A 16,090-nucleotide genomic window follows, 5' to 3' on the forward strand; every position below is an offset into this window, starting at 1 on the left:
ACCAATTGCTTAGATGAGTAAACTCATCCAATCAATTGGCACCTCTCAAAGCGAAGAAATACCAACTGCTGGTCCTAACAATTGGGTACACCATAGTGTTTATCTAACTCATTAGACGACTCAATCATTTGTAATCCAAAACATGGACTTTCAAAACAACTTCTTTTTATTCCTAAACCACTCGGAATATGCTCATCATTAATCTTTATTAAATTAATAGGATTTGAGTTAAAACCCCATATAGGCAAAAAGGATGCAATTAAATATTCCTTATACAATCTATAAGCCCGGGCTGCCAATCGATTATACTTGCAAAAGTATAAATTCATATCGGAGGAATTTACCACAATAGGACGATTCATTGTATCAATGATATTATCTGGATCGAGTGTTTCTATTGAATGTAAAAGCACTTTTCGAGTTGTATTATTATTGTTTAAGTGTAAACTTAAATGTACTGAAAATCAATCATCATTCAATAAATTATTAAAATCATTTTACTCTTATTCCAAATTTAAGTATGATCCAATAATTTTAGTTTTTCATTATTCGAGCATTCTCCACATACATATGAACAAATCTCAACGTACATGCCATGAGACAAAATCAATGGAGTAATTCATAGCTTATTTCCAAAATTTTAAAAAAGCTTGTAAATACATTGTTTACAAGCGTTTTCTATGCCTACTATGGTATATTTTCTAACCAAATAACGTTGATTGTCAGTAATTAAGTGCCTCAGACCTATGATTAATAAAAATTATTATTGTAAGACTTTGCTGAATAGAAAGACCTATTAGCCAACAATGATAAATGAATGCTCTCTGGCTCCATTAGTTTGTTTAAGTTTTCAATGCATTTAATGCCAAAACTTTATGGAGTCTCCTCGCTAAGTTTGACAGGATTTGTCAAATAGTATGCCATAACGGCAGTTGGTGGCAGTTTATATTACAACAGATTAAATATCTGTCATTTATACAGCTCAATCTGTAGAGTTTAAAGAAATTTTAATAAGGCATAAAGGTTGTCGTTAGGCTTCCTAACTAAATTCCTCTTATGAGTAAGTATAAAAATGAGCACTTGGATTGCGTGCTAAAGTCCCATAAAATCGAGAACAATGAAACGCTGATGATTGCCTATCGTGCTAAAAGGGACGAAGTAAGAGAGCAATTAAAGGCCAAATATGCAGGAAGGATTTATAGGGTGTTACATTCCGGCTCCTATAAGAAGTTTACGGGTATCAACATCAAATTTGATATGGACCTGGTAATTCCTTTTAGGAGAAACGAAGCAGGTACCCTGGAGGAACTATATAACGAGTTATTCACTTATTTCAACGAAGAGTACGGGAAAATAGACAGTTCACTGCGGTCTGTAAAAAGGCAGAAAGTAGCTATTGGGCTTGAATTTTATGTTGACGGAGAGATACTAGATCTGGATATTGTGCCCGGCCGCGAGATTGGTGACTACGAAAAGGATGGAGATCTTAACCTTTATTTAAACAATATTAACGGTGAGAAGGGGGCAACACTGAAGACCAATATCCAGAAGCAAATTGATAATATCAGTGGCAATAGCGAAGCGAGAGATGTCATTAAACTTTTAAAGGTTTACAAAAGACAGAACAATGAGGCGATTAAGTCCTTTGTGATCGAGCTGATGGTTGTGAGGGCGCTTATCGGGTACAAAGGAGACGGCAATATCTGGTCGAAACTGAAGCATACAATGACTTATTTCAAAGATTATATGACTACCGCCAGATTGGTCGACCCCGGAAATCAGAATAATATAGTAAGCGATTCGCTTAGCGCTATCCAAAAAGAAGCAATTGCAAGTAGGTTTTCCAATGTTCTCCAGCAGATCGAGTCAGACGAAGCGCTTCTCAAAGTGTATTTCGCGGTAAATACAAAGTATCCATGCGAACCTAAAAGGAGTGCTTATGTAGTAAACGATAATACCAGAGCTGATACCTTAAATAACGAAGACTTTGGATAAGGATGCGCGCGACTTTATAAATGAGTATATAGCCTCACTTCCCTGGCTGACGATTATCGAGAGTGTAAACGACACGCTTGTCGAGGATAACTATGTAGGAAAAATAGTTATTCAAAGTTTTAAGGGAGATGTCGAGATAATGATCACCATTCCTCAGGATTTCCCGCTAAAGGGTATCCAGTTCATGTGTATTGGAATAACTGGCTATCCACACCTGATGCCGAATGGGCTGCTATGCCTGAACGTAGCCCCAGCAGGTAACCTTGCCGGCGAGTTGCAAGAACACTTTAGTAAACTACGAACTTGGATGATGGACTACTATGAAAGTGGAAAGCAGGATGCTCATTTCGAGTATTACATATTTGATGCTGATCCAAAGATAACGTTTGTGTTTGAAGAGGATGGGCAAAAGACAAGGCCTGCTCACTGCTGCGGTCGCTTTAGTTATACAAGCCTTCGCCAACAAGAAATCAGTGATGAAAGGGTTTGGTTAGTCACTGGTATTGGCGATACCCCGTCACGTTTTTCTGCCACCTTTATGTCGTTTCATCAACCTACTTACGAGGGGCTGTATTTCCTTCTATCTAGGCCACCAATGATTAATGTAAACCAAGGGCTTACTGAATATGAGGATTTGCTTTTATTATTGACTGAAGAGCAAAAGGGATACTTTTTTTCGACTGCGGCATCAATTTCAATTAGGTCAGGTTATCAGACAGGCTGCATTGTAATAGTTGGCTACGAAATTCCGTCCCTGCAATCAGGTCTGCAAGAGTTACGATGGGAACCCTTTTTTATTTCATTACAGGAGTATCCTTTGAAAAGGGATCCGATCACAGACGAAATAATAGTACGACCCAGTTCTGTAAGCAGGATCCATTGGTGCAAAGGTATCAATGCTTCTTATGAAAGGATGTTTGGTCGTGGAAGGCTATGCTCTGAACTAACTAGCTCAAAAATTCTCGTTATGGGTGTAGGTGCCGTCGGCAGCCAACTGGCCCATTCATTAGTACGAGGTGGTTGTCGTTATATTGACATTAGCGACAGTGATAAGATAGAACCAGGTAACATCTGCCGTTCAGCATATACGTTTGTTAAAACGGACATCCCCAAAGTCCAGGAGTTATTTAATCAATTAGTCGGCATATCACCACACCTAGAGATGCAGTTTAATATCGCAATAGAACCGATATTAGATTCAAACAAAGGTTATGAGAAGCTGAAAATGTATTTTTCAAAGTACGACTTCATATTTGACTGCACGACAAACAAGCATCTGTCTATCATGCTGGATGGCATGCAGCTGCCAGGTCGAATTATCAACCTATCGATTTCTAACATGGCCCGGCATATGGTGGTAATTACAGGAGTATCTCAGATCCATGTTTTAAAGAATAGAATTTACAATAAGATCAGCCCGGACAAAAGAGAGCCATTTTATCCGGAAACCGGATGCTGGAGTCCTACGTTTGAAGCCTCCAATAGCGACATCGCTGCTCCACTCCACTATGTAATTAACGAACTGAACTATCGTTTAGAGAAGCAATTGATCATAGCCAGCTTTATGATTGTACGTGAGGAGATGAATCATTCACTTGCATATGAACTCACCTATGACCTATAGAAAATACGAAACAACAGATGGGTTGCGAATACAACTATCTGAAGAAGTTTTCAAGAAGATTCAAGAACACTGCGTCAGACATTATCCAAAGGAGTTTGGAGGCATATTTTATGGTAGCATTAACTCGAATACAGACACTGCGATGGTCGAGGACATCATTGTGTCAAAATGGTTTGTGAATACGACCGTGCTGTTCCGCCGAATTGCCTGGTATTTCAATTGGCGCTTGAAACAGATCCACCGGCGATCCAATGGGCAATTGTACTACATTGGCGAGTGGCATACGCATCCGAATGCAGCGCCCTTTCCGAGTACAACTGATCTCAAGGCCATGTGTCGTATCGCAAACAATCCAAACATCAGAATCAAGACACCGATATTATTGATCATCGGCTATGACGGCCGGCAGATCAATGAGTGCTTTTATATTTATTTAAACCAAAATCTTACTTCATATGCTCGTTTGTAGAATACTATTAATTGTATTTTTTTTCGTTGCTACTGGACATTTCGCTCAAGCGCTGGATTCGGCCATCCGTAATCGGTTAAGTAACATCGGAGACTCCATTGCACAAATACAAAGGCAATTGAATGATGTTGATCAGCATATCGACAGAAAAATATCAGACGAATTACATGATGCAAAAGATGAAATCGACGATACAATCAAGACTCATAATATGATTGTGACTACTATCGGCGTAATTCTGGGGCTGGGTTTGTTAGGTGGACTTACCGCCGGGCGGGTTTGGGTTATTAAAATAATCAGGCAAGCAGTTGAAAATATTGTAGCTGGTCAAACCGCCACTATACAACAGTTGATCCATTCACAGAGTATTGAGAATCAAATGAAGGGGACTAAGAAGCTTGTCGTCATTTGCGGAGATCTACATGAAGGCGATGACACGGAAAAACTACTAAGAAAAATGGGCTTTAGACACATCACAGTCCTGCAGCAAGCAGCAGGCCTCGCTATTCCTCCAAATGACCTCATAATCATCACCAATCATCGCACGTCATTGACAGAGCCAGAGATCATTGCGATCGTCGACAATGGTGGTCCAGATGAGATCTTCATTTATTATGGAGGACGATTAAACGGTACAACACCGGCGCATATTAACAAACTAAATTTTGCCAATAACCAGTATACACTTTATCACCATATTATTAATACGATGTCCTTCAAGCAGGTATTCAATGTATAATCCTCGATCATAAGATAACAGTAAATGGAAAGAGATATCTTAAAAGCCAGAAAATGCCTGGATGAGTTCTTGGATAAGTGGCCACCAGAGAGAGTCACGAATATGAGCCTGGATGAATATGTCTCTGTTGAGGACCATGATACTTTTTGCTATTGGGTGGAGAGACGAACAAGGCCATTGGGAAGTATACACGGTAATACTTCTGAGAAATTCGGCGTTTTTCGTCGCGCGGATCCAGAGGAAAGAAAAGGTAAATTCCTGCACGATGACGTGTATTCCTGGAGGAAAGTAAAAGGAGCCAATCTGACGAGTGCTGACCAGGCCTTTAGAAAGATACATCAGGAGCTGCTGCTTGTTATAGAAGCTGCCACAAATGGTGAGTTTGAAAAGATCGACTATCATGGCATGCTGATAGCATACGCGATACCAGAGGAATCATGTCCGCAAAGTTGCTTCTCCCAGGAGGAGATAGAATGTTTGGAATCGCAAATTGAACAGCTGGAAGGTAAAACCGAAAAATTAAAGAACCCATATACATCCTCCGATTTGAAAAGATATATATGGGCTATAGCAAGATTAGGTGGCTGGAAAGGCTATCTCTCAGAACGAAAACCAGGTATCACTACCTTTTGGATGGGGCTGCAAAAATTTACAGCAGTCATGCAAGGCTGGATTCTTTTTAGAAATGTGTCCACACGGTAGCTCCTAGAGCGGGTTTATTATTTTTATGTGCCCAGTAACGGAACGTTTTCGAACCAAATGGTATTGATAGTTAGTGAATTAGCGTTATTTAAATAGCATTAACTTGTAATTTCTACTATTTATTAAATCAAATCAAAGAAGCCATCTTATTTATTATGGGACAGCTTCAATGGAGATTATCAGTTGCTATTATTATCAACTTTATGCTCCATGATACGCTCAAAAATTTGTAATACATCCTTTGGTAATCCTGGATTATTGTATAGCGCATCTCCTCTATTACTGTCTTTATTATCTATAATAAACCTTAAACATTCCTGTACGATATACCATGCCATGTTCTGATTACTAAAATCTGCGACCGGTTTGGCAGAATAGGGCAATGCACTATAATCTCCAAGATTGTTATGATTGGTTGTCCATCGGCAGAAATCCAAAATAATAGGAACAATCATAAAGTCCGGATTTTCACTTTTACGTTTGAATGCTTTCTTTATCTCATATTCATGAATGTATTTAGTTTTCATGAAATTAGGGCTTACCATGAAACATACAATATCCGCATCATCAAAATGACTTTGAATTTCGAAATTCCATTCGCCTCCGGCACTCAGTTCGGTGCAGTACCAGGTCGTCACTTTCCCATCCAGCTTTAAGGCAGATAAATGTTCCTGGAATTTATTGACCATTCTTAAATCCTCTTTGGAATAAGAGATGAATATTTTTTTCATTTGGCCTTTTGATTTTTTAGGTAAAAATTTATTGAAGTCAAAGACAGATGTGGTTTTAGTAAGGATTATGTTTTCTGGTATTTCGCTAGTTCTGTGTACAGACGATAGTTTTATTTGCAGGATGTCGTTATCTACATTTTCTATCAGTTTACTCCAACTTGTATAAAAAACACCGTCAAGGCTTATATAAACGGAGAAATAGTCACTGGACCAGTCAATACCCTCATCATCAAAATCCGGCTTTTCTGTGTGTTCTTCGTGTATTGTTTTATGCTTGTCAAGGCGCAGGTGTAGTATGAAATCAATTACTTCTTTTTGTAATTGGAAGTTTTTACTTTTAACATCTGAGTACAATTCAATACGTTCCATTTGCCTGTTGAAATTGATCATTAAGATCATTTCATCTTTTTCAAGCACGATTCCATCTTTCCAGAATAAATACTGTTTGACATATTTGCCCTGAACATATTTACCGTAATGGCTGAAGATTTTGAGCATGGCAACATTCATCAAGAAATTATCTGATTCAATGAATATATCCGGGAATAGGAATTGGTGCTGCTTAAAGAAGTTAACTAAGGTATGGGGTGGTTTTAGGTATTGTGGTACAAAGTAAATATTGGAACAATCAGGAATTTGAAATACCAGGTCGAAATTAATTAACAGATCGATTACTTCGTTGGTTGTAATACCTAAATCATTGTCTTTCACCTTTTGTTCAATCTCCTCTTTGGTGAGTTCCATACTTTTCTGCTCACCAAGGATATTTTTGTAAAGCAAATCTAAAAGTACTTGTGGTTTTACAAATACTCTGTCAGGGATAATTTTGTCGAAATAAAGTAACAATCCCATATTCCTGAATACGAGCATTGCAGTTTTTACTACCTCCTCTTCTTCTTGAGAATCGGCGATGTAACTTATGGGAACAGATGAGGTAGTAGCTTTTTTTATTTTATCATGGTAGTTTAAATAAGAAGAAGGATGTGTTCGTACTAATTTTTTGCCACTTTCTTCCAGAAGATCTAAAAAACCTCTTAATCTTTTTAGATGAAGCACACTAAAGCTGGTAAACTCAAAATTGAGGTTAGGGTATTTCTCTGTATATGCAAGTTGATTAAGTGCTGTTATACGATAATCATTCAAATCAATTTTGTTTTCGGCAACAATGACTTCAATTTTATTTCTCGCATCATTTGGAATGAGACGCTCAACACATCTGATCCAGTAAGATAAATCAAAGCAGATGTCAGGATTGTCTTTATCTCTTTGTACATCTTCCCTACTATAAAGTACGATGTGTAGGCCTCCTGGGCTAAAAAAAAGTTGGTGGGTGGCATGGAAGTATTCCTGGCCGCCAAAATCCCAAAAGTGCATAGTGATGTTGCTTTCACCAATACACAACTCTTTATATTGTATCCCGAAGGTGGTTTCGTTGTTTCTAGGTGGCGCTTTTGTTTCAAGGTATTCCAGCAGGTTTGATTTTCCTACATTAGGGTTCCCTAGCAGCAGAACTTTTACTTCATTAAAGCTAACCAGTTTACCCGCCTTAAGACGATCTCTTATAGCTCTCCATCCAGCTGCGACGACTTCTTCAGGCAGGTCATTAAATACTTTATTACCAGATAAATAGACGTGCACCAGGCTTTCGATGTTCAGAATGTTATTCAGTGCTTCTTCTTCATCCAGATTATTCTCTTCAACATGAAGGGTATGTAACGTTTTTAAATTCTGTAATCCATCCAATGAAATCAAAGAATTGTTAGTTAGTAATAATCTTTTTAGTTGACTAAGATTCATCCTGCGACGAATCTTGCGAATCATATTATTACTTAAATCAAGGATAGTTAATTTTGGTAAACCATTGGTGTCCCATGCCGATTTGGAATCGTCTTGAAATATATTTTCAATTAAATTTCCCTTTAGATCTAGAACTCCCAGATTAATTAAACCCGGAAAGTCATCTATTTTATCAATAATATTATTACTTAAGTCAAGATACTTTAAGTTTTTATTATCCGCAAAATAAGCGGTATTCTCTATTCTATTATCATTTAGAAAAAGTGTAACTAGTGCATGTAATTTGCCTAACCATTTTGTGTCTGAAATGTTGTTGTTGCCAAGATTAACCCAATTTAAATTTGGTGTATTTTCAAGCTGAAATACACTTTCAATATTATTTTCTTCGGCACTCAGATATTCTAATGACTTTAAATTTTCAATTCCATCCAGAGAAGATAGGTTATTGGCTTCAAAATTATTTTTTTTAAGAGCTGAATTATGTTTTATAAAATAAAGGCTTTCAATTTTGTTATATGAAAAGTCAATATGCGATAAATAGGGTAATTTCTGTAATAGGGAAAGGTCTGTAATATCCCACGGTTGGTCTGATGTACCACAGCAAATGATAGATTCTAATTTTATAAAGTGTAAAACACAGTTTGGAAGTTTAGACATTTTATTGGGTCTGCCCACATTTCTACTTTTCTCTTTTTCCAGGTTTGAATTGGGCTTCCGCCATATCGATGATAAGATAAACTTCTTAACATGACTACATGACTGTAGTTTTTTATCCAGTGCTCCATCTTCAATAAAATCGTTATCGACCAGACCACAATTCCCTAAATCTAAAATTGCTTCCTGTTCGATTTGGCATTGCTCAATAATTCTTAATGCTCTCTCTATATTAGCCGGTTTGTCGGAATACCTAACCCGGTCTTGGGGAAACTCAGCTTTAAGAGCATTATACATTTTCTCGTTCAGTCTTGCATTAGGAGAACCATGATTTGACATGTCAAACCCCTTAGAATGAAGAAAGTCTATTAATGTTTTTTTACCAATATTAAAATCTTTTGCAGCAGCAAGAAGTCTTGGGCCTGTAAATTTATTATCAGACAAGGTACTGGGTTTATATATTCTTAAATTAGTCTTTTATAATCGATACTGGAATTATAGGAATAACATTATTTTTATTCCCTTCTTCCAAACCTAAAATATAAACTATAAACGTCACTTGCAAGTATACATTTTAGTTTCTTTTGAATTGTTAATTCGGTATTAAGGGGATTTTCAAATGAGCATATATGGTATTCACTGTTATTAGTCATGGGGGAAAGCTACTTATATACTTTAAACTACATACGACTTTTCTACCTTGCATTACTTTCAATTTTAAGATTAAAGGACAACATATGTCATTTAAGTAAGCCCTTGGGCTGTTTGTAACGATTATTGCTACTTCTCTATACTCCTGTAAGTCCGATAAAAGAAAATTATGATAGCAATCCCGGATGTCATCATTTCTCCCGTACTAAATACTTCTTCAGACTCTGTCAGCTTCGAAGGATATGTCGCTTCCAACGGCGGTGGCACCATTCTCTCTCACGGGTTTGCTGGAGTCAGGACTTCCTGCCAACAGTAGCCGATTCCATCACCAACTTGGTCCCGGCTTATATGAAATAGCTACGATTTAAGCTTATAGGAGAACTGAACCCAAAGCTACGCGGCCATTATGCTTATTTCGGTATAACCTTCAACTATAGAAAGCTACGCACATACTATAAACGGACAAAACATTTGCTCCATAAATGGCTCAACTATCGTGAAGGCAAACATGTCTGGACATGGAATAAAATAGCAAAGCTGACTACAGAATGGATACTCTTGTAAGACCAAAAATCTATCACAGTCATCAATTAGCAAAGCCATAAATAGAGGAAACGTGTGCAGGAAATCTGCTCGCACGGGACTGTGGGGGAGCGGGAAGGTAACGAACCGCTCTACCCGGAACCAGTTAGTATTGATATTTAGTGAGTTGTGTGAATAGGACCATTAAAGTCGTAAAAGTTTTTTTTTCTTACATTAATCTTTACTTCGAATACTTCAGTACCTCGATACATAAAAATTAAACAATTTCTTCACCTAGGTGTTTATTATGACTGATACAGGGTTCTCTCCCCCTGAAATAAATATCATTAGGGTTAATATTATAATACAATGGCGCACAAAGTTATACTAGATTTACCCGGAATAGAAGTGGGCAATTCAAATGCAACTTTTGTAATACAAAAGGATGGCAAGCAAATTGGGAAGATTTCAATATCCAAAGGTGGGGTCGAATATTTTCAAGGTAAAAAGCAGAGTCCAATTAAAATGAGTTGGACTAAATTCGATGAAATGATCCTTAACTATAGTAAGGATAAATTATGATAACTAAAGAGCAACTGCTAAGCTCTTCCTTATTCTTATTTGCAACTGTATCCTGTATTTATAATCCGCGACCTGCAACTTTACTTACTAAGCATGATGATGTGAAGAAGTAACGAGTTAAAAAAAATGAAAAATATCAAAGTAACAAAATGCCTAATTAAAAAATAATTAATGATATCAATCATGAAATATCAAGTTCTGCTTATACTTTTAGTTCTTTCATTTTCTAAATCGTTATCTCAATCCTTATCTCAAGAAAGAGTTGAATGGATAAAATCATCTACTGTTAGAATAATCATTGCCGATGGTTTATCAAGTGGCTCTGGATTTTTTATAGATGAAAAAGGCAGTATCGCCACATGTTGGCATGTTATATTTCCATCTCTTGAAAAAAATGGTAAAATATATATCGAGTTAAGAAATAAAGATACGGTAGAGATGCAAATAGAAAAATTTTTCTTTAATAACTCTATTGGAAATAGAAATGCTGTTGGATATGATTTTTGTATTCTTTGCCCTAAAAGGAAACTTGATAAACCAACTCCATATATGCGATTAGGCGATTTTAATAGCGTGAATGAGGGACAAGAAATTTTTTCATGTGGCTATCCTCTGGGCTCCCAAATACAGTTCATTTCTAAAGGAATAATATCTACAAAATATCTAAATAACAATAATTCTATCATAACTAACAAAGTGACCATGGCCTTTCCTAGAAATGAAGCATTATTAGATTTAACATTAAATAGAGGTAATTCAGGCGGGGCTATTGTTGCTTTAGGAAATTCATCTAATGAAGACATCGTTATTGGAATTGCAGACTTTGTGGTAAATCCATTAGGAAGTTTAGCTGATCAAATAATTAATTCTTCAAATCAAAGTTCAGGGCTTATTTACACTAATGCAATACTGAATTCAAGTATGAACGTAATACAAGGAAATGATATGTTTAGAAATACGTCGATTTTGGCAAATGCGATGAGTAGTATGTCTATAGGTGTAAGCGGATGCATTCCTATTAATTATCTTAAGTCTGCCTTAAAGGATATGAAATATTGAAATTACTTTTATTGTTATATAGTTTTTCATTACCAGAGTTCCTGTGCCTGAAGATTTTCCAATTGAGATAGTTGCTGATGAAGATTTGATAGGCAGGGTGATAATAATGTAGGATTATCTAAAGACCGATAAGGAACGGAAAGTGTTCGGCGATGCCGATGTTTTAAATTTATTCTTCGTAAAGATATAACTCCCGATGAGGCTAATGATAGAATTTATGGATGGGGTAATTTTGATCAGTTGGTTGGTCTGAATTATCCATTGTTATATTTTCAAAAGTAAGCATGGGACGTTGAACAATCATGTAGAGTTTGCCAGAGTTTGTATACTCCTTTATTACGTTGTCACGTTTTACAATCGAAAAGTCGTAATTGCTTATAGGTGTATATGCTAGTTCTAAGAAATTAAATAGATTAGCAGTGGACAAAGAGCCTCAAGTTCAACGACTTGAGGCTCTTTTACTTTTAGTGCCCAGTAGCGGAGCATTTTCGAACCAAATATGTTTAATATTTAGTAATCTATGTCGATAGTAATAATGAGAAGTTACTTTTAATTAACGAACAATGATTTAAATTCTGATGTTTATTACTAAGGATCAACCAACCTATGTAAAGGGGCGTAAATTCTAAATTTAACTTATATTGGCAAAAAATATGGTTATGACAGATGCCATGTTAGGCGTAGTTGGCACCCTTGGAGGTACAGTCATTGGAGCTATTTTGGGATTTGGAGGAACTTGGTTTAAAGATTGGTTGGACGAAAGGAAAGGAATTAATATTGATGTCGTGAGTTCTTCAGTTGAGTTACAAAAAATTGACAGTGAACAAGGAGCTGTGAAATTTTATGTTAAAATAATCATACAAAATAAAAGCACTATTGCTCAACCTATTTGGGGATTATCTTTAAAATTCGGTTCCATACTACATCCAATGTTAAACCAACCCGGAAGCAATGTTTCAATATTTTATAGTCCTACTATCACACGTCCGGTGGAATCCGAATCAATAGACATCGAACCTAAAAAAATTCAACATATTGTATTTGAATGGAAAGAACGTTTAAACTTGGATTATCTTGAAGCTTATACAAATAACGATTGTATCGCACTTTATAATACATTTAATGGTCCAAATTCATTTAAACTAAATACTCCTTTTGTTGTTAAAGAGGTTAAATCTCTTCGAGAAATTACCGAATAAATCGCCATCCTGTCTTCTCTAATGCAGCGTTGCTAAATTTATTAATGGAGTATACTCCATTAATGATGCTCAGCGTTAAATATATTTTTGTAAATCGCTCATAGCTGATGACTTATGCTATGCTCTGGTTTTCTGATTGATACAGGCTTTCACTAATTCAAATAATCTCACTTTTTCTGTTTCTTTATAGGCAGGGTGCTTGCTAAATAGTGAGGTTGCTTCAAACCTATCGTCCGCCATTTTTTCGTATTTCGCCTCATTTACATTAATCAAAGCACGGATGTTATTTTTAGCTTCATCTTTAGGAAGGTTTACATACTTTTGGGTAATTGGATCGTATGCCCTTGTCACGCCCAGGTTCCACACGCCGAATCCTTTACTATTTTTAATGTCCTCATGCAAATTGTTTTCGCGATTTTTTAGCCCTTCATAAACGGTGTCCACCTCTGCTTTTAGATAGATTACATGGGGTTTAATTGTGTGTAAGTAGTCTTCCCAGGATACTCTAGTATGAACATTGGGACCAATTGCAGCAATGTAAACGCCTGTATTCTGTTTTAGATGTATAATGAAATCATTCTCGCCATCTCTAATGCAATTCATTATTGAACTGCGATTGACCGGATCTTTGGCGTCATAGTTCTTCAAAAAAAGGCTATAGATATGTTCATCATAATTCTTTGATATCCATGTGTCAGAATCTATATCTTGGAATTGATCTGGAAGTATACCTTTCAATTCTTTCAATAGTGTAGATTTTCCGGTAGTTGAGAAACCTACAAATAGTACATTCATAATTCTAATTATTAGGTAAAAAATGAGGTTTAAGATAAATCTGATAGTATATTGAAAATTAATCTTTTAGTTACATCCGGCAAAATATATCCCTATCATCGCTCTAAGATGCTATTCTTTATATGAGGATTTGCTGGTATGTTTTTTTTGAAATGTCTGTTGTATATCGGCGTAACCAGATAAAGATTGCCCAAGGTGCCGTTATTAAATTTGATAGGACCCTTTTTAGGATTCAACAATTTACACAATAGGTTTATTGACTATCATTGAATTAAAACCACCAAAGTGACGAAGAGCCACTTTGTCCAGAATATACATAAATTGAAACAATAATTCGTTGAACGTCATCTATTGAAAATTAACATTCCCACAAATCTAGAAATAAGGTAGTAAATCTGTTGAGGATAATCAAGATTTTCAATTGGGGGGTACGGTGCCTACATCCGGCGTAGAATCATTATTTAGACAAATAGGTTAGGCCACCATCAACAACGAGTTCAGCACCAAGTAAAAATTAAGAATCATCAGAGGCCAGGAAAACCGTTGTTTCACCTATGTCAAATCCTTGCACGATCCTGCCTATCGCATTACATCCGCAAAGTGTTTTGTTATGAAACATGACTGCTGCAAAGGTACAATTTGGGTCTAGGGGACTTAAACTCAATTGCAAACAAGACGTTGGATATAATATATATGATGTTTCCTGCCGTTCATAGTAGAGGCGCCTTCTCGGACTAGTTACTGCTTATTATCATATTGAACCAAATGGTATTAATGGTTGTTAAGTTGGTTTAGTTGCAGTAGATAACCAGATTGGATAGAAAATGCTTCTTACATAATTGAAATTTTATAAAAATTAAAAATAATCTCATATATAATGTTATCAGCAAACAGTCTATCCCAAGCAGTAATAACTTTATTTTCATTAATATAAAATTGAAATATTATATTAATGTAGACCTTCATAAAGTATTAATGAAACGGAGACAACTATCTCTAAAAGTTTTAACGGCATTGATACTGAATATCCAGTGGAAAATGGTCCTGTTGTGAACTCTTTTCCGGTATTAACAAATGATATAATCAAAGACTCCTTGATAATCACTAATCATTTTACTTCTAATGGATTCAAGTTGGTAGATGCCATTATCCAAATGGGAAATGGAATAAAACTTACCTGATATTACCTACACCTAATCTAAATAGATACTCCAATGAGCATTCTAAGAAAGAAATCTAGTTTTGATGATACCGATGATCTTGCAGAATATGTATACAAAGAAATAAATTCGTCCAACATACCAATTGAGGTGATAATGTTATTATTTGATACAGTTTTTCATGCGAGTATGGAAACTGAGGAAGGGAAACATATACACGTTACGATTACCTATTACGATCCAAGTAGTTTAAGCGATTCATCTAAGTCTCAGAAAGTGCAGGTGCATGAGAATTGGTCTTTTGTACCCTTTGAGAAACCAATTGTATTAGATAAGCGTAACTTGGTTAAATTATCAAATGGGGCGGACCCTTGGAGTAGCTCTCTGGCAGTATCTCATGATTCTGCGAGTAAGCTTTGGATAAAAGGAATGATAGACCAAGCTATTCATTTGGAGAGCTTTATTAATTTTGAAGGTGAAACGAAACAGGAGCACCCTGGTATTTTCCAAGTATCTATTATGGGCATTGGAAATATTGGCGTCCGCTCTGCTTCAGGGCAAATAGCAACCCTTAAGAGAGGTTCCCTATTGACAAAGTTTAAGAATGTCATTACCAATGGATCTGTAGCTGAAGTTGTCAAAGAAATAAGTAGTAATACTGATGATGAGTTGTATGATGATTTGATAAAAGACGAGGCCGACTTATCTGAATATGATGAATATCGCGTTTCAAGTACAATTCTGTATAGAAATTCCTTGAAACGTTTGCTCAACAGGATAAGAAGTTACAATCATGGAGGAGCATTGTTGATTACAGATGTAAAGAAAAATGACTCTCTTCGAATCAAGTATCCACTTAAGTATCCTCGATTAAAGGATGCTATCAAAAAATACTGCCTAAACGCGAGTAAGGAGGCCATGTACCAGCAGGATAACGAAGAGGAAAGAACCTCTTTAACGGAGGAACTTTGGAAGATTTTAGATAGTAAGAAGTCTATTTCGAAGGAGATAAAAGGTGCCATCAGATTTATCGGCTCGTTGGCAGGCGTAGATGGCCTTATTTTAATGGACAAAACAGGTACAGTCAATGGATTTGGAGTTGTAATTGAAAAAGTTCAACCTCCAGAAAAAATATACCTATCCAATACTTTAACTCCGACAGCTGAGAGCTTGAAAGAAATAGACGCTAAAGAACTAGGTACACGTCACCAAAGTATGTTCTCGTATTGTAATAGCCATGCAGGAAGCCTTGGATTCGTAATTTCACAGGATGGAGATATTCGCGCTGTTTTAAAGGTAGGCAATAAATTAATTGTTTGGGAAAATATAGCAGTATTGAAAACTGAGAGCTTTCGACCCTCCCCTCCTAAGCGGAAGAAGGTTTAATAGAAATAAGAGCTTTAGAATTACT

11 protein-coding genes are annotated in these 16,090 nt (G+C 36.3%); 9 read left to right on the plus strand and 2 right to left on the minus strand.

Annotated features, from left to right (window positions below; genetic code table 11):
* Positions 1–1,056 precede the first annotated feature (1,056 nt).
* The 5 genes from BM176_RS22215 to BM176_RS22235 are packed head-to-tail and all read left to right on the plus strand — an operon-like array spanning position 1,057 to position 5,529.
* Positions 1,057–1,995 (plus strand): nucleotidyltransferase family protein, encoded by a 939-nt coding sequence (locus BM176_RS22215; protein ID WP_090106541.1) that lies wholly within the window; start codon positions 1,057–1,059, stop codon positions 1,993–1,995.
* Complete coding sequence (locus BM176_RS22220; protein ID WP_090106542.1) at positions 1,988–3,619, plus strand: ThiF family adenylyltransferase; 1,632 nt, start codon at positions 1,988–1,990, stop codon at positions 3,617–3,619. The genes BM176_RS22215 and BM176_RS22220 overlap by 8 nt, the downstream gene beginning before the upstream one ends.
* Positions 3,609–4,088: a Mov34/MPN/PAD-1 family protein gene (locus tag BM176_RS33150; protein WP_177230488.1), complete on the plus strand. Its 480-nt coding sequence runs from the start codon at positions 3,609–3,611 to the stop codon at positions 4,086–4,088. The genes BM176_RS22220 and BM176_RS33150 overlap by 11 nt, the downstream gene beginning before the upstream one ends.
* Positions 4,075–4,827, plus strand: a complete 753-nt coding sequence (locus BM176_RS22230) for an NARF domain-containing protein (RefSeq protein ID WP_090106544.1) — start codon at positions 4,075–4,077, stop codon at positions 4,825–4,827. Before BM176_RS33150 ends, BM176_RS22230 begins: the two co-directional genes overlap by 14 nt.
* Positions 4,828–4,851: 24 nt before the next feature.
* Entirely contained in the window at positions 4,852–5,529 is a 678-nt protein-coding gene (locus tag BM176_RS22235) for a hypothetical protein (RefSeq protein WP_090106545.1), read from the plus strand.
* Positions 5,530–5,708: 179 nt separating this feature from the next.
* Here BM176_RS22235 and BM176_RS22240 read toward each other — a convergent pair whose 3' ends face one another.
* Positions 5,709–9,155 carry a TIR domain-containing protein gene (locus BM176_RS22240; protein ID WP_090106546.1) on the minus strand — a complete coding sequence of 1,149 codons (3,447 nt, stop codon included), beginning with the start codon at positions 9,153–9,155 and terminating at the stop codon, positions 5,709–5,711.
* A gap of 376 nt (positions 9,156–9,531) precedes the next feature.
* Here BM176_RS22240 and BM176_RS32555 point away from each other — a divergent pair, with 376 nt between their 5' ends.
* The 3 genes from BM176_RS32555 to BM176_RS22255 all read left to right on the plus strand — a co-directional run bounded on the left by BM176_RS32555 (position 9,532) and on the right by BM176_RS22255 (position 12,724).
* Positions 9,532–9,678, plus strand: a complete 147-nt coding sequence (locus tag BM176_RS32555) for a hypothetical protein (RefSeq protein WP_177230489.1) — start codon at positions 9,532–9,534, stop codon at positions 9,676–9,678.
* A 971-nt stretch (positions 9,679–10,649) separates the two neighbouring features.
* Positions 10,650–11,525, plus strand: coding sequence for a S1 family peptidase (locus BM176_RS22250; protein WP_177230490.1), 876 nt, complete (start codon positions 10,650–10,652; stop codon positions 11,523–11,525).
* A 659-nt stretch (positions 11,526–12,184) separates the two neighbouring features.
* Complete coding sequence (locus BM176_RS22255; RefSeq protein ID WP_143097879.1) at positions 12,185–12,724, plus strand: hypothetical protein; 540 nt, start codon at positions 12,185–12,187, stop codon at positions 12,722–12,724.
* A gap of 117 nt (positions 12,725–12,841) precedes the next feature.
* On the opposite strand, the gene BM176_RS22260 is transcribed toward BM176_RS22255, so the two are convergent.
* Positions 12,842–13,519 (minus strand): nucleoside/nucleotide kinase family protein, encoded by a 678-nt coding sequence (locus tag BM176_RS22260; RefSeq protein ID WP_090106550.1) that lies wholly within the window; start codon positions 13,517–13,519, stop codon positions 12,842–12,844.
* A gap of 1,214 nt (positions 13,520–14,733) precedes the next feature.
* Here BM176_RS22260 and BM176_RS22265 point away from each other — a divergent pair.
* Complete coding sequence (locus BM176_RS22265) at positions 14,734–16,065, plus strand: putative sensor domain DACNV-containing protein (RefSeq protein WP_090106551.1); 1,332 nt, start codon at positions 14,734–14,736, stop codon at positions 16,063–16,065.
* Positions 16,066–16,090 lie beyond the last annotated feature (25 nt).

Source organism: Chitinophaga sp. CF118, from assembly GCF_900112615.1.
Taxonomy (GTDB): Bacteria; Bacteroidota; Bacteroidia; order Chitinophagales; family Chitinophagaceae; genus Chitinophaga.

Coding starts and splice junctions, on each gene's coding strand:
- BM176_RS22215 (WP_090106541.1), top strand. CDS start 1,057: ATGAGTAAGTATAAAAATGAGCACTTGGATTGCGTGCTAAAGTCCCAT.
- BM176_RS33150 (WP_177230488.1), top strand. CDS start 3,609: ATGACCTATAGAAAATACGAAACAACAGATGGGTTGCGAATACAACTA.
- BM176_RS22230 (WP_090106544.1), top strand. CDS start 4,075: ATGCTCGTTTGTAGAATACTATTAATTGTATTTTTTTTCGTTGCTACT.
- BM176_RS22235 (WP_090106545.1), top strand. CDS start 4,852: ATGGAAAGAGATATCTTAAAAGCCAGAAAATGCCTGGATGAGTTCTTG.
- BM176_RS32555 (WP_177230489.1), top strand. CDS start 9,532: ATGATAGCAATCCCGGATGTCATCATTTCTCCCGTACTAAATACTTCT.
- BM176_RS22250 (WP_177230490.1), top strand. CDS start 10,650: ATGAAATATCAAGTTCTGCTTATACTTTTAGTTCTTTCATTTTCTAAA.
- BM176_RS22255 (WP_143097879.1), top strand. CDS start 12,185: ATGACAGATGCCATGTTAGGCGTAGTTGGCACCCTTGGAGGTACAGTC.
- BM176_RS22260 (WP_090106550.1), bottom strand. CDS start 13,519: ATGAATGTACTATTTGTAGGTTTCTCAACTACCGGAAAATCTACACTA.
- BM176_RS22265 (WP_090106551.1), top strand. CDS start 14,734: ATGAGCATTCTAAGAAAGAAATCTAGTTTTGATGATACCGATGATCTT.